Origin of the sequence: Dactylosporangium sp. CA-139114 (genome assembly GCF_050955725.1) — a bacterium.
Lineage (GTDB): Bacteria > Actinomycetota > Actinomycetes > Mycobacteriales > Micromonosporaceae > Dactylosporangium.
The window spans coordinates 3,489,920-3,513,445 of sequence record NZ_CP192080.1; the positions used below are offsets into that span (position 1 = coordinate 3,489,920).

At 70.2% G+C, this 23,526-nt stretch carries 20 protein-coding genes; 6 read left to right on the forward strand and 14 right to left on the reverse strand.

Annotated elements, in window-relative coordinates; genetic code table 11:
• Positions 1-29 precede the first annotated feature (29 nt).
• On the reverse strand, positions 30-1,358 hold the full coding sequence (locus ACQP2P_RS15820; RefSeq protein WP_433616785.1) for a HEPN/Toprim-associated domain-containing protein: 1,329 nt from the start codon (positions 1,356-1,358) through the stop codon (positions 30-32).
• A 441-nt stretch (positions 1,359-1,799) separates the two neighbouring features.
• Here ACQP2P_RS15820 and ACQP2P_RS15825 point away from each other — a divergent pair, with 441 nt between their 5' ends.
• From ACQP2P_RS15825 to ACQP2P_RS15845, 5 genes are all read left to right on the forward strand, one after another.
• Positions 1,800-1,967, forward strand: coding sequence for a hypothetical protein (locus ACQP2P_RS15825; protein ID WP_433616787.1), 168 nt, complete (start codon positions 1,800-1,802; stop codon positions 1,965-1,967).
• 70 nt (positions 1,968-2,037) lie between these two features.
• On the forward strand, positions 2,038-3,780 hold the full coding sequence (locus ACQP2P_RS15830; protein ID WP_433616789.1) for a hypothetical protein: 1,743 nt from the start codon (positions 2,038-2,040) through the stop codon (positions 3,778-3,780).
• A gap of 338 nt (positions 3,781-4,118) precedes the next feature.
• The gene (locus tag ACQP2P_RS15835) at positions 4,119-5,516 is read left to right on the forward strand and encodes an APC family permease (protein WP_433616790.1); all 1,398 of its coding nucleotides are present in this window, start codon (positions 4,119-4,121) and stop codon (positions 5,514-5,516) included.
• A complete protein-coding gene (locus tag ACQP2P_RS15840; RefSeq protein ID WP_433616791.1) occupies positions 5,516-6,229 on the forward strand; it encodes a hypothetical protein in 714 nt (237 codons plus the stop codon). Before ACQP2P_RS15835 ends, ACQP2P_RS15840 begins: the two co-directional genes overlap by 1 nt.
• Positions 6,230-6,263: 34 nt before the next feature.
• Complete coding sequence (locus ACQP2P_RS15845; protein WP_433616793.1) at positions 6,264-7,370, forward strand: alpha/beta hydrolase; 1,107 nt, start codon at positions 6,264-6,266, stop codon at positions 7,368-7,370.
• Positions 7,371-7,387: 17 nt separating this feature from the next.
• On the opposite strand, the gene ACQP2P_RS15850 is transcribed toward ACQP2P_RS15845, so the two are convergent.
• A complete protein-coding gene (locus ACQP2P_RS15850) occupies positions 7,388-8,419 on the reverse strand; it encodes a hypothetical protein (protein WP_433616795.1) in 1,032 nt (343 codons plus the stop codon).
• A 245-nt stretch (positions 8,420-8,664) separates the two neighbouring features.
• A complete protein-coding gene (mobF, locus tag ACQP2P_RS15855) occupies positions 8,665-13,224 on the reverse strand; it encodes a MobF family relaxase (protein ID WP_433616797.1) in 4,560 nt (1,519 codons plus the stop codon).
• Here mobF and ACQP2P_RS15860 point away from each other — a divergent pair.
• Complete coding sequence (locus ACQP2P_RS15860) at positions 13,223-13,585, forward strand: hypothetical protein (protein ID WP_433616798.1); 363 nt, start codon at positions 13,223-13,225, stop codon at positions 13,583-13,585. The two genes, mobF and ACQP2P_RS15860, sit on opposite strands and share 2 nt — an antisense overlap.
• 210 nt (positions 13,586-13,795) lie before the next feature.
• Here the strand turns inward: ACQP2P_RS15860 and ACQP2P_RS15865 are convergent, their stop codons facing one another.
• From ACQP2P_RS15865 to ACQP2P_RS15915, 11 genes are all read right to left on the reverse strand, one after another.
• Positions 13,796-14,197: a hypothetical protein gene (locus ACQP2P_RS15865; protein ID WP_433616800.1), complete on the reverse strand. Its 402-nt coding sequence runs from the start codon at positions 14,195-14,197 to the stop codon at positions 13,796-13,798.
• Positions 14,198-14,275: 78 nt separating this feature from the next.
• On the reverse strand, positions 14,276-14,539 hold the full coding sequence (locus ACQP2P_RS15870) for a hypothetical protein (RefSeq protein ID WP_433616802.1): 264 nt from the start codon (positions 14,537-14,539) through the stop codon (positions 14,276-14,278).
• Between the two features lie 679 nt (positions 14,540-15,218).
• A complete protein-coding gene (locus ACQP2P_RS15875; protein ID WP_433616804.1) occupies positions 15,219-16,004 on the reverse strand; it encodes a hypothetical protein in 786 nt (261 codons plus the stop codon).
• 316 nt (positions 16,005-16,320) lie between these two features.
• A complete protein-coding gene (locus ACQP2P_RS15880) occupies positions 16,321-16,500 on the reverse strand; it encodes a hypothetical protein (RefSeq protein WP_433616806.1) in 180 nt (59 codons plus the stop codon).
• Between the two features lie 384 nt (positions 16,501-16,884).
• On the reverse strand, positions 16,885-17,148 hold the full coding sequence (locus ACQP2P_RS15885; RefSeq protein WP_433616808.1) for a hypothetical protein: 264 nt from the start codon (positions 17,146-17,148) through the stop codon (positions 16,885-16,887).
• A 162-nt stretch (positions 17,149-17,310) separates the two neighbouring features.
• On the reverse strand, positions 17,311-18,489 hold the full coding sequence (dprA, locus tag ACQP2P_RS15890) for a DNA-processing protein DprA (protein WP_433616810.1): 1,179 nt from the start codon (positions 18,487-18,489) through the stop codon (positions 17,311-17,313).
• A 122-nt stretch (positions 18,490-18,611) separates the two neighbouring features.
• Complete coding sequence (locus tag ACQP2P_RS15895; protein WP_433616811.1) at positions 18,612-19,193, reverse strand: hypothetical protein; 582 nt, start codon at positions 19,191-19,193, stop codon at positions 18,612-18,614.
• Between the two features lie 169 nt (positions 19,194-19,362).
• Positions 19,363-20,610, reverse strand: a complete 1,248-nt coding sequence (locus ACQP2P_RS15900; RefSeq protein WP_433616812.1) for an FAD-dependent monooxygenase — start codon at positions 20,608-20,610, stop codon at positions 19,363-19,365.
• Positions 20,611-20,996: 386 nt separating this feature from the next.
• On the reverse strand, positions 20,997-21,731 hold the full coding sequence (locus ACQP2P_RS15905; RefSeq protein ID WP_433616813.1) for a hypothetical protein: 735 nt from the start codon (positions 21,729-21,731) through the stop codon (positions 20,997-20,999).
• A 431-nt stretch (positions 21,732-22,162) separates the two neighbouring features.
• Positions 22,163-22,378 (reverse strand): DUF4314 domain-containing protein, encoded by a 216-nt coding sequence (locus ACQP2P_RS15910; RefSeq protein WP_433616815.1) that lies wholly within the window; start codon positions 22,376-22,378, stop codon positions 22,163-22,165.
• 87 nt (positions 22,379-22,465) lie between these two features.
• A complete protein-coding gene (locus ACQP2P_RS15915) occupies positions 22,466-23,062 on the reverse strand; it encodes a hypothetical protein (RefSeq protein ID WP_433616816.1) in 597 nt (198 codons plus the stop codon).
• Positions 23,063-23,526 lie beyond the last annotated feature (464 nt).

Sequence of the window (23,526 nt, forward strand, 5' to 3'; positions counted from 1 at the left end):
GCCCGAGCCCACGGACGGTCTTTCAAGATTCAGAACAGATTCAGGGGTTCAACGTCGGTTTGATCAAATTGGTCGACCGCGATCGCAACACATTCTGCAATGAGGTAGTCGAGCACAGCCTCGATCTTGCGAACGTCATATGTGCCACGGTCTAGACTCTCCCTGGTTTGCTTCAAAAATTGTTTGTAATACCCCTCTTTGAATTCGAGTGCGCCTTGGTAGGTGTCTAGATTCTTCTTATAGTTCGTCCAACGAATCTTTGCTGGCGGATGGTTCCCTGCGTTTAGATCAAGGTAGCACTCAATTGCGGCCGCGCGGCGATTGATGTCCGTGTGATGGACCCCTTCGGGGCCCTGGGTGGGAAATGAGCAAAACTCTTCAAGCTGGGGCAGCATTACGCTGCGCATGTTCCCAGGTAACCTCAACGTCGACAGACGTTGATGCGCTTCGAGTCCTTCAGCATCGTTGTCGAACACGAAGAGGACCTGGTTGTGAACGTCTATTTTCGCGAGCCCCTCTGCGAACTTTACCAAGCTCCCAGTGCCCGAGAAAGGGTGACTCTCGCTGACGTCGATGAAACGGAAGAAATCCGCCACCTCGGGCCGCAATAACGCGAGAGCGTGCCTCAAAATGTGGACGTCGGAGCTACCTTCGGTAGCAATCAGGAATGTCTCGGTCCGTCGGGCGTTGGGAAAGAATTCCCGCTCAGCCGCCCATCCGGCCTCCGCGAGGGGACCATACTGCCAGACCACAGCGGCGTCTTTATTCGCCTCAGCCTCCGCCAAAATTCGCAAGACCGAGTAGGGATGGAGGATATTTATCAATCTGACAAAGAATTCTCGCTCCGAAAAGGATGGAGATGAGGAGAGTCCGTATGCCGGTATCCTTTCGATCCCCTTTCCTTTGAATCGGACCTGTATCTGCGCTGCACTTTCATGACCTGAAGACGGCGAGACGAAAGTGTCGTCGAGACTGCCTATAGGGTGTGCGATAGCAAAATTCATAAACTCTATAAAGCTCATCGGTTCGATCGGAGGAGATTTTTCTTCACCGTCACGAAGGTAGAATTTTTCCCCCTTCCATTTTGACGCGATCACGCCGTACTCGCGTCGGACGCGCTCCAAGTTGAAGCCGAGAAGTTCGAGGCGCGGAGCGACGTGTCTCAGCGGTCGCGTGAACGCCATCTCGTGGGATTCGGGGTTCTCGTCATTTTCTTCGTACCAGTCGTAGTTGATCTGGTCGCTTTTGACAGCCTTTCGGTCCTGCTCCTGAAAAATCGATCCATGATCAATTCCGCGATGGTTTTTACTGTATGTGACCGCAACGCCGCCCACGTCAAGCGTGATCTCAGTACCCAAGTTCGGTCCCGTCTCTGCCAGTAAACTATGGCGCTCATCTGCACCGTCGTGTCGTCCGGTGACTCATATCTATGCTAAGTATGTCGCCGGATCGACTACCGTGACGCTCCGCAGTTGCCGGTCGCACGCTTGCCGCCTCGCCTGGCCTGCCAGCGCTCCCGCGCTGGAAGGTCACCACTGCGGAGGAATCCGCCATGATCGTGAGAGTCTGCAGCCGCCACAGGGTGAGAAAGCCTGCGAGCACCCAGCACTCTCATGCGCGGTCCGCCAGTCGTGGTGAGAACCTACAGCGGTTGAACCTGCTCGGCCGCGCTCTCGGAGAGTTCGCGCACGGCGACGAAGACCTACTGGAACGTCGCCCGCAACGCGCTCGTCGCCATCCAGGACGCCCATGACGTTGAGGTTGCCAAGTACACCGGCCGCACCCATGCCCTGAACGCGATGATCTTCATCTTGGGTGCCGAATGCGCGGCCTGGACGGACACGTTCGGCATCCACGTAGGTGACGCATGCCGCCGCGTGGTTCGCATCGACGAAGCCCGGGCTGACCGAGCCATCGAGGCTCTCATGAGCAGAGCGTGGGACAAGCGCCAGACGCCGCTGCGGTGAGCATTCGCGGTCATGGCGGCGCCCGGCGCGTAGGCCGGCGTCAGTAACGACAAGGGTTAGGCTGCACGGCGTGGTTGACGCGCGGGGCGCAATCCCCGAACGAGTCCGGCGGGCCTTGTATGGGCTAAGCCGCGGGCATTGCTACGCGCCCGAGTGTGATGAGCCGGTTGTTGTCGTCGATGGCGGTGAGCCGGTGTTCGTTGGCGAGGTCGCGCACATTGTTGGCGCCGTTTCGTCTGGCCCGCGCGGTGGTGAGGCTGTCCAGGACCGTGAGGCGTTTGAGAACCTTCTGCTCCTTTGTGGTCGCCACCACAAGATCATCGATGATGTGCGTACCCGAAGCCGGTATCCGGTCGAGGTCCTGCGCGAGTGGAAGGCCAAACGCGAGGCCGAGCTCGATACGGCCACACGCGCGGCGCTGCACGAGCTCGGCGACTTGACGACCCGGCTGCCCGACCTGCTTGTTCAGGCGTTCCGTGATGCGACTGCCGAACTCTCGGCGGTCGTTGAACGCTTGGAGGCGACCGGCCAGCTCAACCATGCCACTGCCCAGCTGCTGCACGCGGCGCTGTCTGGCTCAGCCAGGACCGGCCCTCGTGTGGGCGACGGCGTACCGGGTGTCAAGCAGGCGTTCGAGGAAGCGTACGACGCCGCGGGCGGTGCGTCCTTCCTCGGCCTGCCCAGCGGGGAGGCATTCGAAGCTGGACCGGGTGTCGTACAGCACCTGCGGGGTGCACGCTGCGGTCATCCGGCGGTCATCTGTGCGATATGGGGCCGGTCGGCGGTCGTCATCACTGCCGACCTGTGGAATGGGATCGCGAGAATCGGTGTGGGCCGTCCGGGCGGCGGAGTGCACGGCGTCGGCTTGCCAGCCCACACCGCTGGCGGCGACGAGCGCTACATCGGCCCAGCCGTCGATCAGGTGCCGACGGAGAGCGGATCCTGGCACGGGGGCACGATGTGCCGAACAAGGGACGGTGGGTGGAGCTGGGTCCCGAATCTCGCGTTCGACCCAAACAACGCCGGCAACGCCGACGCTTCCTTCAACTCGCAGAACGCTCTGGACCTTCGGCTGCGACTTATCGCGCAGATCCCGTTCACCCAGCAGGACCCGCGGCTCACGGCAGCGGGTCGACGGCGGCTCACCGCTGAACTAGCCAAGCCGGAGATGACGGCCATCATCGCGGCCTTGGCCGCCGAGCGGACCGTGGTGCCGCCTGAGTTGCGGTGGCGGCCGCGTGACGACCAGTTCGCCCTCAACGACAGCTGGGGTGCCTCCTACGGATGCGTGATCCCCGCAGCCGACGGCCGGCCCGCCCTCCGCGGAACGCTGCAGTTCCTCATGCCCAGCCTTATGCGGGCGCAGCACCTCACGAGCATCGTCGACATCGAGTTCGACTTCGACGGCTGCCAGAGCGAGCCGTGTCAGCCCAACAGTCCGGTCGCTCGGCGGCTGTCCCACACGGAGATCGCAGACTTCTTTATCACTGCGTGGAAGGTCGCGTTCGACGTGCTTCCCCTCGCCTTGGCTGATCGGCCGGACGGCGATCCCGGCGACCGGCCACGGGTGGGCCTGTTCGTCATCAATGAGCGTGGGCAGAACTCCGGCGGTGAACGGATTTTCCGGCTCGTCGACCTGGTCGACCTTGCCGCGTTCGGCACGACGCACAAGACGCACCTCTCGAGGCTCGACATCGGCGTCGTCGGCCGTGGCTCGCTGCCGGTGCCTGAGGTGCGCGACGTCGTACGGCAAGCGATGGTGCGCGCGGCCGAGGACGCAGGACTCGACGCTGCCGATCTTGTCGGCTGGTGATCTGTACCGTCCAGACGGGCCAACGCTGGTAGAGCTCGGGCCCCGGGTGGTCGACTGCGATGCGGCAGCGGTCACTCACCTGGTCGGACGCTGGTCGCGGCGACAACTCAACACCTGGTAGCTGCCCACGGGGCGTTCAGTCGGCAAGGGCGTCGGCAGGCTCCGAGGTCGGCCGGGGCATCGACGATCCGCAACGTCACCGCGGCCGGACCTGGGTGGTAGATACCCGCTGCGACTTGGTCATGGCACGGGCTGGTACCGGGTGGCGCCTGTTGGTCTATCGGGCGATGCGCCAACGATCGGGTGGTGAATGACCTCCTGCGATCGTGGGCCGCGCGGTGACCGCGCGCATCGGTCCCGTCCAGGCAACTGCCCTCTACGTCGGAGCACTGCTCGGGCCGGGCGTGCTTACATTGCCGGCCCTCGCCGCCGCGGTGGCCGGCGCTGGCTCACTGCTCGCCTGGGCGGCGCTCGTCGCCGCGAGCGTGCCGCTGGCCGCCACGTTCACGGCGCTGGCGGTTCGGCACCGGCAGGCCGGTGGCATTGCGGGTCTGGCGGAGATGGCGTTCGGACCTCGCGCGTTCGCGGTCATTGGGTGGTGCTTCTACTGCGCGGCCCCGCTTGCGGCCTGCGCTGCTGCCCTGATCGGCGGCCAGTACGCAGCGACCGCGCTTGGCGCTGGTCACGGCGCCGCGCTCGCGGTGGCTGGCGGCATCCTGGCTGTGGTCTTCACCGCCAACCTGTTCGGTCTGCACACCTCGGGACGACTGCAGCTGTGCCTTGTCGGCGCACTCCTGGTGCTGCTGACCGCCGCAGTCGTCAGCGCTGCTCCGCATGTGAACCAGGCGAATCTCCATTCACTGGTGCCGGCCAGTCCGGTGCCGGTCGGTCGGGCCATGGCGGTGTTGTTCATCGCGTTCTCTGGATGGGAGGCGTGCGGGCACCTGACCGACGCCGTGGTGCGGCCGGAGCGGACGCTGCCCAAGGTCGCCGCTGCTGCTGTCGCCATCGTCGGCGTGCTCTACCTCGCGTTGGCCACGGTCACCATCGGCGTGCTGGGCCCAGACGCGGCGAGCACGCCGGCACCGTTCATCACGCTGTTGCGCCGCGGGATTGGTGAGGCGGCCGGACCTGCGGCCGCGGCCGTCGCGTTGCTGCTGACCTGCGGCGCCGGGATCACGTTCGTCGCCGGCGCCGTACGTCTCGGGGACGCCCTCGCCATACGAGGAGCCCTGCCTGCGCTCCTGTCCAAACCCGGGGCACCGGCTGGCCGGCCACGGCGGAACCTGCTGGCGCAGGCCGGGTTCACCGTCCTTGCTGCGGGCACGTGCGTCAGTACCAACGTCGGCGTCGGCCCGCTGCTGCGCGTGTTGTCCGTGCTCCTCGCCGCAGTGACCCTCGCGGGCACCACGGCAGGCATCGTCCTGCTGCCCAGCTGGAGGCGCACCGCACCGGCTGTGATCTCGACGGCCGTCACCGCCGTCGTGCTCGGGGCAGCCGGCCCGCTCCTGGCCGCGCCTGCCGTGCTCGGCGCGGGTGGTGCCACGTTCGTGGCCCTTCGCCGCGCTCGCCGCCCACGCGAAGCCCCGCCCAGCCCGGCGCGGCCTGCAGCCGCCGAGCGCTGGCAGCGCCGGCCAGCGCACCGATCCCGACGACGCCGGCCGCTGCCTCCACGGCGATCGGCGACCACGTCGGCGAGCGCGTCGGCGGCTGCTCGACCGGCCCGGTGTCGGTGATGGCGCCGTTCAGCGTGGCCGCGCCGCAGCCCGGGGAGCCGGTCGTCTTGCCGGCCGAAGCCCCGCCGGTGCTGGCCGATTTCCTCGGGTATCGCGGCGGCGACCGTTACGTGGCGATCTACTTCGAACAGGGTCTGCTGCGCCTGGACGACGGTGGCGTACGCGACGTGGCCGATCAGGTCGCGTGGCGGCATTACGCCGCGAGTCCCATCGCGCAGCTGATGCTGGGCGAAATCCGTCTTGGCAGCCCGGCGGAGGACGCGACACACTGGCTGCTGCTCGATCGGCAGACCGACCGGCTCACCGCAGGACATCCCGCCGACATCGCCGCGGTGACCGCCGCGCAGCCGCACACCCGGGATCGCTTCAATCCCATCCTTGCGCCGGGCGCTGACGTCGTGCGCCGGACCGACCCCGAGCTGCTGGCCGCCAACCGGCCGACTGATGGACCGTTCTGGCGCAGCACCCTGCAGCGCGAGAGCGCGCTCTACGCCGCCCTGGACCGACACGTCGAACGGCAGCACGCCGCGGTAGTCCGTGACGGCATCGCCGGTCTGCGCGCCGACGTCGCAGACCGAACCGCAGCGGTGAGCGGCGCCGCTGCTGCAGCCCCTCGGCCGTTCACCGACCCCGGCCGCATCACGTCGCCGTCCCGCGCGCAGGAGGCGGCACCGTCGGATGATCCGGCACCGGCCGAGGTGGAACTCGCCTGACATCCCTTCACTGCTGCGACGAAGGAGTCCGAAAATGCACGGTGCTCAGGTCGTTGGCGCCGCGACACGCACGAGCGTGTGGCGCTGGCTGCACGGACTGCTATTCGTCCTGCCGCTGCTCGTCACCGCGATGCTGGTGTGTACCCCCGATACGGCGCACGCGCACGCTGTACCGTGTCAGCGCCTCGACTCGTGGGTCGCGCTGACGCCCGATGCCGCTGCCCGGTACCGGGTGGCGGGCTGGTTGTGCCGGCCGGCGCGGCCCACCGCCACGGTGCAGGTCCTGATGTCCGGGTTCACCTACGATCACACCTACTGGGACAGTCTGCCCAGCGAGGGCCGCTCGTATGTGCGGGCGGCGGCGGATGCCGGCACCGCGGTCTACAACGTCGACCGGGTCGGCGTCGGGCTCAGCGACCGGCCACCGGCTGAGCAGGTCACCGCCGAGACCGAGGCGTATGTGGCGCACCAGTTGGTGCAGCGCCTGCGGCAGCCACCCTTCGGATACACGCGCGTCGTCGGCGTTGGGCATTCCTACGGCTCCGCCGTGTGGATGGTCGAGGCAGCCACGCAACACGACGTCGACGCCCTGGTCCTGACTGGCTATCTGCATGAGCCCAACACGACGCAGCAGGCCGTGATCGCCGCCGGGCTGCACCCCGCCGGAGACGATCAGGTGTTCGCCGGCGACCCGATGCCCGACGGGTACGTCACGACGAAGACCGATACCCGTGGTCTCGACTTCTACTATCTGCCCGGCGCGGACCGCTCCGTCATCAATCGCGACGAGCGGACGAAGGCGACGGGAACGACGGGTGAGCGAGCCACGATGGGCCTTGCCCGTGATCCGTTCTACAGCCGGCACATCACCGCCCCGGTGTTGCTGATCGTCGGGGATCACGACGCGCTGTCGTGCGACGATGCCGCGCTGCCATGCAGTACCGCGGCGCAGGTCTGCGCCCGGGAACGGCCGTACTACCCGGCGGGCAGCCAAGTCTCCGTGGTGGTCATCCCAGGCGCTGGCCATTCGATTCACGGTCACCGCACGGCGCCGTTGGAGTTCGTGGTGAGCAACGCGTGGAGCCGGACGGCGCTCTCCGCACCGGGCCGCGCGGCGTACTGGCCCGGCCGCTGCGGCTGAACGTGCGTCGGCGGCGTTCAGCTTAGGTCCGGCTCGTGGGGTCCCGGCCGATGCGCTGACCGTTCATCCATCGGCTCGTGTGTGACCCCTCCGGAGTCTGGCCCGGCGGCGACGCCGCCGCCGGCGGTCACGACACGGGTCAGCCGGTCGATCTGGGCGCGTAGGTGCTGCACCTCGCGCACCAGGCCGGCGGCCTCGACCCGGGAGGACGCGGCGGCCACCTGCCGCAGCACCGAGGCCATGTACCGGCCGACGGGCTGTGGGTGGGCGCTGGCCGCGGGCGCGCGATATCCTGCAGGAGACGACAACATGGGCTGGGCGGAGATCGCATCTCGCTGGGCCCACCTGTGGGGGCCGCGATCACCATCGGGCAGAGCGGCCCCGTCGTCGCTGATCGTCAACACGACACCGGTCTGCGCGTGCAGCACCGTCGTCGCGTCGATCACCCGGTACAGCCACTGCGGCTCGCTCGACGCGAGTGCCCGTCGAGTGGACCACGCGACCGCATCGGCCATCCACAGACCAGGTTCGGATACGTCATCCCGGTGGACCAGCCGCATCCGGTTGGAGATCTCCCCGCCGCGCACCAGATGCCGGAACGTGCGCAGATCGCGGTGCTCCGGGTCAGCGAGCCGCTGGCCGCTGCGCTGGGCGACGGCTGCCTGTGCAGGGTCCGCCCGCCGGTCGAGCACGACATCGCTAACCTTCTGCCCGTCCAGGTACCGCAACAGGCGCTGCAGCGCACTCTGCCGGGCCGCCTCACGATGCTGCTCGATCGGCGTGTGCGCGACGACCACGGTCCAGCCCGCCCACTGCGCGACGACGTCCAGCATCGCCTCCACGACCCCCAAATGCCCGAGGCGGTGCAGGCGCGTCGCGTGGAACTCGTGTCCGGCGGCCGACGCCCGGGCAGCCTGCACCGCGTCCTTCAGGTCACCGCCTTCGACCAGGACCGCGGCCAGGAGGTAGACGCCCGGATGACCCTGCCGGTGAATGAATGACTCATCGACGAACGCGGTGAGCGCGCTGGGCCGGGTCACTCGCGACATCGAGGACTTCCCGCCAGGTCCCGGCAGGTGTGGACGCTGACGAAGGAAGTGGTCGGTGGACGTGGCAACGGCGGTAGCGGTCTCACATCCGTGAGGCTTCCTCCGTCCATCGGTGCCCGCGACGGGTCAATACGTGTGAACGGGTGCCATCGCGTGCCACGATCCGAGAGCACCACGTCCGGACAAAGCTGCCATGACATGGAGTGCCTCGTGCGAGGTAGGCGGTGTCACGCTGGCAGGCGCGTTCAGTCCAGGTCGGGCTCGTCGACCGGATGTGCCGTGAGCGTGTCAGCCGCACTGGCAAGTTCGGCGACACGCGTCGCCGCGGCGCCGGACGCGTCGTCGAGCCGCGGCAACATCAGGCGCTTGTGCGGCGACGGTCGGGTGGCGTCCACGGCCCGCACCCGGCTGTTGGTGGCGCGGACGCGATCCAGGACGTCTTTGACGTTGCCCACGACGCGTTGCATGCGGCGGGCGCGTTCGGCGTTGGCGAGATAACCGGCGTACCGCGCGGGCAGCGTCTCGGTGTACCAGCCGAGCCACGCCGTGTGCTGCCGCTCGAGCTCCTTGACTCGAGTCGCGAGCTGCACGACGCGTGCCTCAGCGGTGCCCAGAGCGGCCCGGAGCCGGTCGACGCGATGCTGTGCCACAGCGGCTGGAACCGCTGCGACAGGCGCCGTAGCGGCCGCCGGCCGGGGTGGTCCAGCTCGCCACCAGCGTTGTGCAGATGACGGCCGCTGTGCCCGGTCGCGGTCGTGTTGGGCGACGGCGATTTCCGTGCGGAGGTCGCTGACGGTGTCGCGGGCGTCGAGGAGGTCGAGGTGGGCGGTGCGCAGGTCGTCGGCGACGTCGTCGGGCTCGCGGGCGTCGGCGTCGCGGAGCGCGGCGAGGAACTGGCGCATACGGACGACACCGGCCGCGTGGATTTCACCGGCGAGGGTTGCGGGTCCGAGGACCAGTTGAGCGCGGTGCCAGGCGGTCGAACGGGTGATGTCCCGCTCGGGAGGCTCGGCGCCGATCGGCTCGTCGGTGGAGTGCTGGTAGCGGTCGCGGTACGCGATGATTACCTCAGCCCGATCCAGCCAGACGCGCCGCTCGTCAGCGTCGGCCGGGACGGGCCCGAGCGGCGCCGTCCACGCCGGCGGCTGCTCGGCTGCGAGCTCGGCGAGGGCGGTGACGCGCTGGTCGGAGATGGCGGCGACCTGGCGCAGCGCTTCTGCGACGTCGGGGTGGACGCCGGTGAGGTCGGGCACCCGGGACGTGTACCTGTGTGACGGGTTGGCGGCCAGCGCCCGGCGGGGGTCGTAGACAAGGTTCTGAAAGATGCCGTCCAGGCGGTAGGCGAGGACCTGGGCGACGCTGTCGGCGCTGTGCAGCTCCCGCCGCTTGACGGCGGCTGTGAGGATCCGCGCATCGTCGTAGCCGGCGTCGGCGAGCGCCCGCAGTTTGTACGCCACGACGTTCATCGCCGGGTCGTGCCGCAGCCGGGCGCCGGCGGCCGGGTCGAGGCGGGCGACGATGGCGATGTACCGGGCGGCGTGCGCGCGTCCCAGCAGGTCCTCGAACGTGGGCCCCCAGGTGTGCAGGGCGTCGTGTTCGGCGAGGAGTGTCTGCTCGGTCTCGGTCGCGGTGCGGTCGGCGTCGTCGGTGCGCAGGACCTCGGCGAGCAGACCGGTCCCGGACAGTGGTGGTTCGGCCCCGTACGGTTCGGGTGGTTCCGGGTTGGTCAGCACGTACAGCAGGTTGAGCCACTTGCCGCGGGTGGCCATGACGTACAGCTTGGCGCGGGTGATGCCGTCGCGGATGAGCGCGCGGGCGGTGTCCACAGTGCGGCCCTGCGCGGAGTCGACCGTCGCGGCGTAGGCGAGCTGCACGTGTTCGGCGACGTAGTCAGCGGGCAGGACGATGCCGTCGCCGGTACGGACGTTGCGTACCTGCAGCGTGCCGTGCCGGCCGACGTGCAGGACCTGCCAGCGGTCGCGGTTGGCGACGAACTTTCCCGCCCGACGCTCGCCCAGTCCGAAGGCGGAGGCGATGGTGAAGTCGGGGTCGGTGTCGGTGGTGAGGCGGCGGTCGTTGTGGCGAGTGACGACGATGTCCCCGGCGGAGGCTTTGGTGCCGTCGCGGAGATCGACGCGGCGGCCCCGGCTGACGGCGCCGGCGCGGATGAGCATCGCGCGGGCCTGCGCGGCGAGATCGGCGGCTTCGGCCTCGGTCTCGACCAGGATGAGCGCGTCGCGGCCGTCGAGGGTATCGGCGAGCCAGCCGGCGAGGAGCCGTTCGGTGAGGTGTTCGTCGGTGCCGGCGATAATCCGACCGCGCTGGTCGTACTCGCGGAGCACGGTGGTGTCGCCGGCCCGCAGCCGCAGCGACGCCGGTCCTTCCCACGGTTCGCGGAACCGGTTGATGTCGCGCAGTTCGACGGTGCGGCCGATCCCGGCGAGGTGGCGCAGCAGCCCGCCGGGGCCGATCGCGGAGATCTGCGCCGGGTCGCCGACCAGGATGAGTTTCCCGCCGACCGCGTCGAGGAGCCGGACGAGTTCGGCGAGGTCGGTGGAGGAGACTTGGGACGCCTCGTCAATGATCAGCCATTGGCCCGGTTTGAAGTCCCACTGCCCGGACCGGCTGTCCTTCGGCGGGGTGTGCTGCGCGTGCAGCCACATCGCGATGTTCTCGGTCCGGAACCCGGGCGCACCGTCCTGGCGAGCTTCCGCGGCGAGCACCTCGGCCGCGTTCTGCGACACGGTCAGGCCGAGCACGGGAATGCCGGCGCGTGCAGCGACGATGCCGACAGCGCGCTGCAGATAGGTCTTCCCGGTCCCGGCGGGGCCGACGACCCCGGCAACGCGGTGGTCGTCGCCGAGCAGGTGGACCAGGGCAGCGTGTTTGTCGTCGGACAGGCTCAGTTCCTCGGCGACCGCGGTGAGCAGGTCCGGTGCGGCGGGGGTGGCGCCGAGCCGGGCGGCGTAGCTGAGGACCTGCCGTTCGACGTCGAGGACCGCTTCGGTGGTGAGGCGCAGCTGCCGGTGCCGGGTGTAGATGGACTGCCGGTCGCTGGTGCGCAGCAGTGTCGGCCCCCACTGCACGAGCGCAGGCGGGGTGAGCACCCGCAAGCCACCCCAGCCCTGGTTGGTGGCGTGCACGGCAAGGCGATGTACCCGCGACCAGTCCGTCCGGGTGTTCTCGCCCGGGGCGATGTGCAGGACCCGGCCGACCGCCAGCTCGAGGTGATCCAGACCGAACACCCCCCGGTCGGCGGACAGGTCCCGCAACGCCCGCGCCACCGCCAGCTGCGGGTCACGGCGGACCGCTTCGGACAGAATTTCCGCCCGCTGTTCCTCGTCGCTGACCCCGAGCCGGACGACGGCGGCGTCGACGTCGAGCTCTGTCAGCACCCCACCACGTGGCAGACCGCGGCGGGCTCGGGCGAGGGCGCGGGCGGCGAGTTCGGCGGTGGCGTTGCGGACCCGGCCGGCGACGATCGCCCGCACCTCTGCGGCGGTGTCCAGACCGTGCCGGGAGTCCTCGGCGCGCCACCGCTGCACCGCCTCCGCGGTCGACTCAGCGCCATCTTTGCGCAGCCGGGTTCGTAGCGTCGCGACCTGCGCGATGCGCCGCCACCGCCGCATCGACATACCAGCCGAACCGGCCGACGGTTCGGCCGCCAGTTCCGACTCGATCGCGGTCCGCCGCTTGGAGTACACCTGGATCGCCCGCGGGGAGATCCCGACGATCTCCCGGATCGTCGAGCCGGGACGGGCGGCGTAGCGGGCGCCGAGCCGCCGGCCGAGCTCTACCTCCACGGCCCGCTCGTAGACGATCCGCGTGCTCACCGATGCCTGGTAAACCGCCTTGCCGTCCAAGGCGTACCAGCGTCGTTCACCGTCCGAGCCGGTCACCGCGACCTTGGCCGAGACCACGATGTGCGAGTGCACCTGCGGGTCCTTGTCCCGCGACATCCGGTGGTCGTACACGGCAACGGCCAGGCCGTCGGTGTCGACCTGCGCCACCCCGTTCGTGCCCAGCCTGGTGAACGCGGCGTGCTGACGCAGGTGCGCCACCGCCGCCCGGATCCCGGCGTGGTGCGCAGCCATCACCTGCGCCTTGACCTGGCCGTTGCCGAAGGCCCACAGCAGCGATTCGGACTTGCGCATCGACACGGTGACGTCGAAACCGGCCACCGGCCGCCGCTCCGGCGCCGTCCACACATCCAACCAGACCTCGAACCGCTGCTCGTGCGTGGCGTCGTCAGGCAACGCGGCGAGCGCCTGCTCGGCGAGCTCCTCGCGGCGGCTGTCGGTCAGCGGCTCGAACCGTCGCCACAGCCGGCCCAACTGCTTCCCGGTGATGGGGTGCTTGCCCTCCCCGATGAGGAGTTGCAATTCCTTCGGTTGCACGATTGGGCCAACACCGAACAATTCTTGGGCCTGCCCGGTCCACCATCCGGGCGCCTCGCCGTACGCAGTTGAGTCTGCGTAGTAGGCCAGCCCGGAATTGTTCGGCGCTGGTCGAAAATCGTGCTTTCCCGGGGCGACCTGAGTGAGGAGATAGTTCACTCCGGCACCGGGATGAATCTTGGTGACGGAGAGCATGAGCCGAGCGTACGGCTCCGCAGCACGTACCAGCGACATTGTGAATGCAAGGTTGTGTGCCAGAGAGGAGGGTGACCTGGGGCGTGGGGCGAGAAACGCCACGTCAACCACCTTGCGCATACCTGGCGATGGCAAGAGAAGTGTTGTTAGATCGACCACGAACCATTCTTGTAGGTGGCGCGTAGGGGCTCTTTGGACGTAGCGTGAGTGCATGGCGAGACAGGGCACGAATGACTACGTCGAGCGGCTGCGCCAGCGTCACGCGACTGAGTTGGCGGCGGTGCGGCGGGTCGCGGACGCGACCGATCGGTTGGCGGCGGCGGGCGTCGCGGCGGACGTCGCGATTGCGGCGGCGGTTACCGTGTTCGGTGGCGTGGAGCGGGCGGCGGATTCGGTCGGGATGACGGTGGACGCGGTGCGGGCGGCGCAGGGCCGGGCTCCGTCAGGGGCGGTGCGGGCGGCGGTTGCCGGGCGGCGGGGCGCCTCAGGCGGCGGTCGGGCTGCGCGGGGTGAGCGGTCAGCGGTAGCGGAACGCCAGGACGAACGCGACGACACCGGCGACGGCAGCGACTAGACCGACAGCGGCGGTGGCGTAGCCGATGACGGCGACGGTCCTGCCGATCTTGTCGCGGGCCGGCTCGGGCGGCGGGGACATGGGGTGGTCTCCTTGGCGGGGTGCGGTCGGCGGACGCCGTGCGGGAGGTTGCCCCGCACGGCGCCTTCATTATCCTGTGAGGCCCGGCCAGGCGGCGGCAGAGGTTCGCGGCACCGCCCGGCCGGGGGCTTAGCGGCGGTGGGTGCCGGGAGCGGTGCGGAGTCCGAGGTGGTGTTCGAGGGCGCGGGCGGCATCACGCGCGTTGCGCTGCTCGCCTCGGGCGAGCAGGGCGCGGACCTCGGCGAGGTACGGGGCGATGATGACGGTTTCGTCGTTCGCGGCGGCCGCGCGGTCGATGGCCTCGAGGCGCGCCTCCCATGGCTCGGGGCGCTCTGCCGGAGCGAGCGTGAACGACTCAGCGTGGACGTTGTCCAGGAGTGGCCCGACGCTGTCGGAAAGTTCGTAGCGGGCGCGGCCGGTGGTGGTGTCGGCTCGGGTGATGGTGAAGCGGCGGCCGGTGAGTGCGGCGACGGTGCCGTGATAGGTCACGGTGGCGCCGACCGGCGCGACGCTGTGGCGTCTGCGCAGCATCGTGGGTGCCCTTTCGCGGGTGACTGGCCGTTGGGTGCCGGGCGGCGCCGGGCTGGTGGCCCGGCGCCGTGAGGTCGGCTAGAACGGCGGCTCGCCGTGGAAGGTGCACAGGTCGTCGGCGGTGACGGTGACGGGTCCGGCGTAGTACTCGGGGAACTCGTCGGGGTTGGGCGGGGTGTCGCCGTTCAGGATGGCGGGGATCAGCTCGGCGTAGCGACCCCAGCCGAGGTCGTGCATGCGGTCGAGGGCGGCGGCGTAGACCTCGGGTTCGCCGAGGTCGTGGGCGATGATCGCGACGTCGCCGAGGGCGATGAGGTCGGCGGTGGTGAGTGCGAGGGTCACGCTGGTTCTCCTTCGCGTGCGGTGCGGTTTTCGGATTCGGCCGGTGCGAACGACCTAATACAATGATACATCACATTGATTCTGTTGAACAGGGCTGATGTGACGTTTGTGCTGGTGGGGCTGGGGTTTGTCTGCCGCGTAGCGGCAGGTTTCGCCAACATTGAGCCTCGTGTGGAGGTCCATCCCGTCGCCTGATCTTTGATTTGCCATGCCGGGTGGTCGGGTGCAAACGAGTGCTCTTTTTGCTCGTTTGCACCCGGCCGCACGGTGTGGCATACCCCTTGGGGTCAGGTGGCGGGATGGACCGGAGCGCGAGGCGTCATCCTCGGACCGTGCGGGCCGGTCGGGGTTTTCGGCCATCCTGTTGTCTGCCCCGCCGGCGAGGCGAAGCTTTTCGTTCGGGGCGGAGCCCCGAGTACCCGCGGCGGCCTTGGGGCGCCGGCGGGCGGGTGTCCGGCGGTGGTGGTGCGTGCGTGACGAACCGCGTAGTCGCAGGGCCAGGGCCGGCGAAGCTGGGCCCCGGCCCGAGTCCCGCGGGAGCTGCGGACAGCGAGCCCGGCGGGCCGGGGTCCACGGGATGCTGCACCGGTTCGGTGATGGCGCTCGCCGGTGGCGTCTTGCACCCCCGGTTCGCTGGCGTCATCGCGACGGCGGTGCGTCGACCGACGGGCAGGGCCGGCTACGGCTGGGGTGGCGGTGCTGCCGGCCGCAGTTGCCGGGGCTGGCTTGTGGAGCCGCGGCGGTGCTGGATGAAGGTGGCGGCGGAGGCGCCGAGCCAGCGCCGTCGGATTCCGCCTTTGCCGGTTTGGCGGTCGTCGGGTGGTGGCAGGTAGAAGTCGTCCCCGGCGAGCAGGGTGGTCAGGGCGTCGCGCGCTGGCATGGTGAAGGTGTAGCCGGGCAGGCTGGGTTGCCAGGTGCCGCTGTAGCGGGCGAAGACGGTGTGAATGTCTGGGCCGAGCTCGAACTCTTCGGGGCCGTCCACGATGAGCCATCGTCCGTGGTCGGCGATGGCTCGTGCTATGAGATGGTGGCCGTCGAGGGTGGCGTGGCGGGCGGCGACGGCGTAGGCGTGCCAGGTGGGTTTGCTGTTGTCGACGTAGCGGCTGAACGTGCCACGCGTGATGCGCAGCAGTTTCGCGAACGCGGCGGGGTCGAGGAGGGCATCGGGTTCGACGTCGAGCTGCATGTCATGGCTGCGAGCCTGGCCGGCCGCAGCAGCTCGGGCGAGGTAGCCGGGTTTGAACGCGGTGATGTCGGTGATGCGGTACCACTCGCGGCCGGTTTTGCTGCCGTCGGGTCGGGTGCGCACACCGCGGCCGGTGGTGTCGGTGTGCCACGGTTCGGGGAAGCCGGTGGCGGCCCGGTCGGCGGCGAGGTTGAAGACAGTCTGGATGCTGCGGCCGAGGAGTTCGGCGACGCCAGGGCGGTCGGTGCACTCGTGGCCGCGGATGAGCTTGGTCAGCACGGCGTGGTGGTCCTATCGACGTCGGTGTCCCGCCGCGGGATGTTGAGGCGGCGGCCGGGGATCACTCCGTGGAGTGTTCGCACACCCCGGCCGCCATTTCCGAAAACCAGCCCCGCCCGAAGGCGCTTGGCCGACAACGGCTCAGTTTAGCTGCCGTGTCTGGCATGGTCGAGCCGCCAGCGCGGACGCGGCGCAGTGCAACCGGCGACGGGGCTGTGCAACCGGCGACGAGGCTGTGCTGAGCGGGGTTCGGTCGGCTGGGGCCGGTGTTGGCGGGCCGGCCTCCGGGGACGTGGAGGCCGGCCCGGGGACAACGTCAGTCGCGGGTCGGCTTCGGGTCGCGGTAGCCGTTGATGATGCGCAGCTCGGCGAGGTCGGCGTCGCGGTCGAGGCGGAAGTCCTGCTTGGCGCCGTAGGGCACGTAGGGGGTGGTGCCGCGGCCGCGGCGGATGTCGGGCTGCTCGGCCTGCTGGGCGACGTCGAGGTGGTGGAGCACGGCGGTGACCTCCTGGTCGGTGTGTGGGGTGCGGCGGGCCCGGTGGTGCGGGGCGGTGCCGCGCTGGCGGTCCTGGGTGGGACCGGTCGGCCGGTGCCTGGGCAGGCAGGCCGCAGGCCAGGCCGCGGCGGGTCGGCAGCGCAGCGGCCGGCGCTGCGGAGCAAGCCGGGCCGGGCCGTTGGGGGCGGTGCTTGCCAGGTGCCGGTCTGGCTGGTCAACCCTTGGGGCTGCTGGGCGTGGTTCCGGTCCGCGCCCGGCCCTGCCGTGCTCCACGCCGGCCGGGCGGCGCCGTGCTGCACATCGGCGTCGCCGGGCTGGACGGCAGCTCGTCCGCCGCTGCAGGCAGGTCGACGCCGGCGCTGCTGCTCGTTCGGCGGCGGCAGGTTACGTCGCCGTGTCCGTTGCGGCAGGTCGGGGGCCGGGCAGGAGGCGCTGGCCGCGTCCGGTGCCCAGGCCGATGCCGTGGTCGATGAAGCAGCGCGCGCACATGTAGGCCCAGGGCCCGTACGCGGTCTTGCCGTCGTAGGCGGCTTCGACCACGACCTTGTCCAGTTCCCAGTGCAGCGAGCATGGCGGCATCGGGCCGTTGATGTAGGTGACCTGAAAGTCCGGCTCCGCCAGGCGCTTGGGCCGGTCGGTGGGTGACATGGACAGAACTCCCTTGCACAGGTTGCAGCCCCGGCGGATCCCGGGGCTGGCGCCGGGTGCGGGGTGCGGCGCGTGTGGTGCTGCGTCTTCGGCAGGTGCGGCGTGACCGTCGCGCCGAACCGTGGGTGACGGCTCGGCGCGACGGTGCACGCGGGTGGATCGTCAGTCGCCCTCACGGTGCACAGCGGGCGGTCCGCCAGCGCGCCGGTAGCCGTTCGGGCCCGCTACCACGAGTCCGAGCTCGGCCAGCAGTGGCAGGGTTCGCTTGGCGTCGCGGTCGCTGACCCCGGCTGTCGCGGCGATCTGCTCCGCCCGCGTGGCGCGGTGTGGCTGCACCGCGTCGAGGATGCGTGCCTGCAGCGCGTCGAGGACCTCGTCGTGATGGTGTCCCGTTGGGGACGGCTGGGCGACGCTGCCGATCTCCTCGATGATCTCCTCGACCCGGGTTACCAGGACAGTGTCCGGTTGGCGCAGCTCGATGTGGCAGCCGACGGACATCGCCGAGGTGATCGGCCCGGGTACGACCATGGCAGCGCGCTGCAGCAGCCGGGCGTAGGCGAGGGTGTTGCGCGCCCCGCTGCGTGAGCCGGCCTCGACCATGATGGTGCCTCTGGTCGCGGCGGCGATGATGCGGTTGCGGGCCAGGAACTGGGCCTTCTGCGGCTGGGTGCTGGGCGTCCACTCGGTGACCAGCAGCCCTTCGTCGCCGATCTGCTGCAGGATCGCCGCGTTGGCCGCCGGGTACGCCCGGTCGACCCCGCACGCCAGCACGGCGATTGTCGCCCCTGCCGCGGCCAGCGCACTGCGGTGCGAGGTCACGTCCACACCGAGCGCTCCGCCCGATACGACCGTCCAGCCGCGCTCCGCGAGCCCGTAGGCGAACTCGGAGGTGACGTACGCGCCGTACTCGGTGGCCGCTCGTGCTCCGACGACGGACACGGACCGCTGCAGCGTCTGGTCGAGCCGCAGTGGTCCGCGGAGCCAGAGGCATAGCGGCGGGTCGGTGTCGCGGTGGACGGGGTTGGGGTCGTGGTTGATGTTGGCGAGGTCGGCGAGGGCTGGCGGCCATTCGTCGTCGGCCGGGGTGATGATCCGGGCGCCGAGCCGGTCGGCGCGGCGCAGCATGTCGTCGGCGATGTGGTCCACGACGGTGGGCGTGCGGTCGTTCGGCTTGAGGGATGCGTCGACGGCCGCCGTGAGTTGCTGGCTGATGCCTGCGCCGTGCAGCACGTGGTCGAGGGCTTGCGCTGGGCCGGTGCGGCGGATCAGGCTGCCGAGCTCGCGGTTGCCGGGTGTGGCGAGGGAAGCCAGGACGAGGTAGGCGGTGCGGTCGGTGGTCATCGGTGCTCCAGCGATCTCGAAGGGTGGTGTCGGCGGTGGTGGCGTTACTTGGCGGGCAGGTCGGCATGGTCGGCGCAACCGGTCCAGCGGCCTAGGGCCGGGCGCGCGGCTCCTACGTCCGGTCAGTTCACCGGCGGTGGTGCTTTGGCGTCGTCATGGGCGCGCTGTGGCGTGACACGTAGTGGCGCGGCCCGCTCGAATACGCCGCGGTCCGGAACGCTCCAGCCGTCGCCGGAGCGGATCTGTCGTCGACCCTTCAGGTCGACGAGTACGTACCAGCCGCACTCGCCGCGGCCTTGTCTGTGCGGGTCCACCGGCCCGTACTGGGCGAGGTAGGCCGGGATGCGAACCGTGGCGGCCGCGTGCAGTTCGTGCACCCAGCGGCGGGCGGCGCTGTCGGGCCAGCCGGGGTGTTCGCACGACTGGTACTCGAGGGAGGCCGCGGCGGCGGTGACGACGTCGGGGTCGACGCGGCCCGGGTAGGGCCGGAACTGGTACGTGTCGACGTCGCGGTCGCGGAAACCGTGAGGGGCGGGGCGGGTGCCGTCGCGGTCGGACGGGTAGCGGTAGGCGACGCTGGCGAGGTTCTCCCGCCACAGGGTTCTGCCGATGTCGTCGGTCTCATCGGTGGAGGTGAGGCCCCAGGCGAGGGCGGCCGTGATGAGCAGGTCGAGGTGGTCGCGACTGACGATCCAAGCGCTCATGAGGGGTCCTTTCGGGTCACCGGTTGGTGACCGGGCGTGGCAGATGGCCCGCGCGTCGACATGACGGCGGGTGCCGTGGTGGCAGTGGTGCATTGATCGGGTCGGCCCGCGGCGCCGGCTGCAGCGGGTGCTGACAGCGCGGCTCGCGGGCCGACCGAATCGGGTTGGCTCAGACCGTGCCGAGGCCGTACTGCCGGCCGAGTTCGGGCCCGAGCTGGACGGCGGCGACGGCGGCGGGCAGGTGGCGGCGCTGCCACCCGTCGAGGGCGGTCGTCAGGTCGGCGTGGTATTTGCGGTGCTGGGTGAGTGCGGCGGTGAGGCCCCAGGCTTGTTCGATGCCGTTGTTGGCGCCGCGGGCGGTGTGCGGGCGGACCGGGGCGAGGGCGTCGCCGATCAGGACGGCGTGGCCGGCGCCGACGGGCCACACCATCTGGGTCGGGGGTTCGATGTCCATGACCGGGGCGGCCATCCTGGTGGTGGTGGCGTGTACGAGGGCGGCCTGGTCGTCGGGCAGGTACCGCTCGGCGTGGGCGTCGACCTCGGTGCGGGCCGCTGCGGTGATGTGGTGCGGCAGGGCGAAGACCCGCCGGGTCGGCGGGGCGCCGAAGAAGTCTGCGTATTGGGCGGGGGTGGCGGGGAGGTAGAACGTCCAGTCGGCGCCGCCGGGGATCGGTGCGACGTTGAACTGCATCCCGCTGTGCTCGGAGGGTTCGAAGCGCACGAAGTCCGCGAGGCCCGGCTGGGTGGTGTCGGTCTGGCCGCGGTGGGCGACGTAGCCGGCGTAGTGCAGCCGCCGCTGCGGGTCCAGTAGCCGCCGCCCGGTCGAGGAGCGCCCGTCGGCGAAGATGACCAGGTCGGCGGGGGCGGTGTCGCCGTCGGCGAAGTGCAGCAGCGGCCGGTCGTGCTCGGCGGACAGGCCGGTGACCCGGGCGCCGGTGCGCAGGACGTCGGCGGGCAGGCGGCGTGACAGGGCCGTGTGCAGCAGCGTCCAGGTGGAGTTGCGGCCGGCGTAGAGGTGGCGCTGGACCTGCCCGGGCCGGCGCTGGCAGAGGGTGATGTGCATGACGGCCTCGGAGTCGTAGCGGACGAACTCGTCCTGGGGGATGCCGAGGTGGTCGAGCACGTCGAGGGAGGAGTGCTCGAGGCCGATCAGGCCGCCGCCTTGCGGGGCGCTGGCCGGGACGGCCTCGTAGACGGTGACGTCGTCGATGCCGGCCTGCAGGAGCAGCAGTGCGGTGGTGGGGCCGCTCAGCGATCCGCCGACGACCGCGACCCGCGGGCGCGCGGTGGTTCGCGTCGTCGACCTGGCCGGCGTTGCGGCGGGCCGGTTGGCCGGGGGCGTGGTCGAGGTGTCGCGGTCGGGCGGCGTGATGGATGGCGGCTGGCTGTCGCGCTCGCTGCCGGCGGTGGAGGACATGCGGTGGGCTCCCATCGGGCGGTCCGGGTGCGGCTCACCTGGTGTGCGCCGGATCGGGCGATCCCGGGGCGTCGGTGTGCCGCGCTGACGGGCCTGGTCAGAGGCCGCCAGGGCCGGGGCCGCAAGCCCCCAGAAAGAAGATCTTGGCGTCGAGCGGAGCGAGACATGGGTGCCAAGATGTTCTGCGTTGGGGGCTTAGCTGTCCCCGGTTCGGGTGGCCTGACCTTGGGTCCTCAGCAGCGGCGTCTCCGCCGCCACCGTGATGTCCGGCCCCGGCAGCGCGGCAGGTCAGCCCCGGACAGACGCCACGAGCAGCCAGCCGCCACGTCTGCGCCGCTGGTGATGCTGCGGCGCTGGCACGGCCAGCACGCACCGGCGACCTGCGGTCAGCGAGGCGTCGCCTCGCGCCGAACCGTCGGGGCGAGTTCGGCGCGGCGGCGCAGTTCCCGCAGCGGCAGGGGACGGCTGACGCCGTTGCGCCGTTCCCGCAGGATCGCCACGTCGCCCAGGGCGGAGCGCAGGCGTTCCTCCTCGGCCTCCGCCGCAGCGAACCGGTCGGGCGCGACGTCGAGCAGGTGCCGCCACTGCCGCTGGCCGGCTCGGACACACGCGCCGAAACAGTTGTTGTGGCTGAACCCCTCGGCGTAGGCGCGGGGCGGCTCGATGCCTTCGGCGCGGGCCCAGTCGAGCATCTCGGCTTTGGTCAGGTACGGCGGGTCGCACATCGGGAACCGGACGGTCCACGGCTTCCAGCCCCGTTCGATGCCCGGTGTGCGGTGCTGCTCGGCCCAGTCGATGCCGACGTAGAGGATCGTGGTCGCCGGGTCGGCGTTGGCGGTGAGCCACGCCCGGCACGGCTTCTGCTTCAGATGGTGCGAGCACGGGGCGACGCGGCTGTTGCCGATGAAACGTTGGTCGGCGAAGACTTGCCATGGGGTTCGGCCGTCAGCGACAACGACGGGGGTAACGCCGAAGCGTTCGGCGCTGTCGTCGACGAATCGCCATAGGTCGGGATCCTCGACTCGGGTGTCGGCGATGAGCAGGACGAGCCGGTCGGTGCCATGCTCGGCGGCCACGCGCATCGCGGCCGCCCAGGATCCGATCCCGCCGCTGTACTGCACGACGTGCAGGACACTTGGCCCGCCTGGGTGCGGTGCAGTGGGCCTGTTTGTAGGCATGGGCTTGATCTCCCGGATGTGACTGTGGCTGCGGCGCGTGCAGCACGCCGCAGCCACGCTGTGCCTCGGTTCGGTGCGGATTGGTCCTCCCGCCGGCGCGGCAGTGTTCGCTGGCAGCGGAGGCCGGCGAGCTGTTCCGGGCGCATGGCTGCTCGGATGGCACCCGCCGCGGCGCCGAGCTGATCGGTGGGAGCGAACGCTGCGTTGCGCGACGTCGCAGCAGGGCCCATGCCAACGCGTCGGCCGGTCCGTACCTGACATGGGCGTCGTCGACACATGCGGTGCCGATCCGCTGGTTGGCCGGTGAGTGTGGTCGTGGTGAACGGGTCGGCCGGACCGGCAGGCGGTGCCGGTGCCGGTGCTGGTGACTGGCTTCAGGATCCGTCGCCTGGCGCGGTGTCGATGATGACGAAGGCGTCTTCACCGTTGACGAGGCCGAGCTGGATGCCGTTGTCCCAGCGGACGTGTGTCGTGCCGGCGCTGTCGACGAGTGTGACGGTGCCGAGCGTGCCGGGCTTGATAAAGGTGTGCGGGTCGGAGCAGCGGATCAGCTGGACTCGGGCGCCGGGTTTGGCTGGTGGCATTGACATGATCATCACCTCGCGGTCAGGGTTGCGTGGGCACGTGGGTCGGTACGCCGTCGTGTTGGGCCAGGGCTCGGGATGCGGTGCCATGGTTCATGGCCATGGGGTGGGGATCGGCGGCTCGTGGTGGGCAACCCAGGAACGCATGCCGTCTGCGTCGAGCCAGATCCAGTGGGTGCCGTCCGCGCGCAGCTGCTGGCTGTAGACGGCGTAGCCGGTGATGCCGAGTGCGGTGGCGAATCGGGTGAGGTAGTCGGCGAATGTGGCGGGCCGGCCGAACTGCGCGTCGAGGGAGTCGAGTTGCCGGCCGATGCGGCGCAGCATGGTGGTCATGGACGCGGCTCTGGGCAGGTCGACGGCCAGGGGCCGGTATTCGTACCGCCAGCCCCAGCAGCGTTGGTCGTCGGTGATGCCGCCGCTGTCGATGCTGGCGCGGACGCACAGGTCGGCGTAGCGGTCGTAGACGCCGTCGGCGTTGTCGAAGTGCGGGTTGAGCAGGTCGCCCGGCGCGGCGTACCGGAACCCTTGCGACTCCAGCCGTCGCGCGGATCGCCGCCTCCGAGCAGGAGCTGCGGCATCGACGTTGGCGGCGTACCGGTAGCAGATGGTGCCGACGAGTTCGGCGATGCCGTGCTGGTCGACGCGGGCGAGCACGAGCACGAGGTCGGTTCGGGGCGGTGACGGTTTCACAGGCGGGCTCCAAGCCGGTGCTGGTGGGGTGACGGTGCAGGATGGTCCGGTGCGCCGGTCGTGGCGGTGGGCCGCGTTCTGCGCCGTGATGCGGCGGCGACCGGTCGGTGCGGACTGCCGGGTTGCGCGGGTGCGGACGGACTGGTGTCAGGTGCAGTCCAGGCCGCATGAGACGCAGACGAGGACCTGTTCGTCCGGGCGGTCGGGCGCGCCGATCCACACGCCGTAGGGCCGGTCGTCGTCACAGACCTCGGGTGACGGGTGGCGCCAGGCGTCGGCGACGGCCCTGCGCCAGGAGGCGACGTACTGGCCGCCGTGATGGGCTACCGGCGTCTCGCGGTAAAGGATCGCCGCCGGCGGCGCGTTGTGGCGGGTGTGGCCGCCCGGTCGCGTCCTGCGGGTGTGGCGGCGGGCGGGTCGGCTGCGGTGGCGGCGGGCGGGCCGGCCCGGCCAAGGCGCGTTGG

Coding starts and splice junctions, on each gene's coding strand:
- mobF (WP_433616797.1), bottom strand. CDS start 13,224: ATGCACTCACGCTACGTCCAAAGAGCCCCTACGCGCCACCTACAAGAA.
- ACQP2P_RS15900 (WP_433616812.1), bottom strand. CDS start 20,610: ATGTCCTCCACCGCCGGCAGCGAGCGCGACAGCCAGCCGCCATCCATC.
- ACQP2P_RS15840 (WP_433616791.1), top strand. CDS start 5,516: ATGGCGCCGTTCAGCGTGGCCGCGCCGCAGCCCGGGGAGCCGGTCGTC.
- dprA (WP_433616810.1), bottom strand. CDS start 18,489: ATGACCACCGACCGCACCGCCTACCTCGTCCTGGCTTCCCTCGCCACA.
- ACQP2P_RS15825 (WP_433616787.1), top strand. CDS start 1,800: ATGATCTTCATCTTGGGTGCCGAATGCGCGGCCTGGACGGACACGTTC.
- ACQP2P_RS15850 (WP_433616795.1), bottom strand. CDS start 8,419: ATGTCGCGAGTGACCCGGCCCAGCGCGCTCACCGCGTTCGTCGATGAG.
- ACQP2P_RS15845 (WP_433616793.1), top strand. CDS start 6,264: ATGCACGGTGCTCAGGTCGTTGGCGCCGCGACACGCACGAGCGTGTGG.
- ACQP2P_RS15865 (WP_433616800.1), bottom strand. CDS start 14,197: ATGCTGCGCAGACGCCACAGCGTCGCGCCGGTCGGCGCCACCGTGACC.
- ACQP2P_RS15860 (WP_433616798.1), top strand. CDS start 13,223: ATGGCGAGACAGGGCACGAATGACTACGTCGAGCGGCTGCGCCAGCGT.
- ACQP2P_RS15885 (WP_433616808.1), bottom strand. CDS start 17,148: ATGTCACCCACCGACCGGCCCAAGCGCCTGGCGGAGCCGGACTTTCAG.
- ACQP2P_RS15895 (WP_433616811.1), bottom strand. CDS start 19,193: ATGAGCGCTTGGATCGTCAGTCGCGACCACCTCGACCTGCTCATCACG.
- ACQP2P_RS15910 (WP_433616815.1), bottom strand. CDS start 22,378: ATGTCAATGCCACCAGCCAAACCCGGCGCCCGAGTCCAGCTGATCCGC.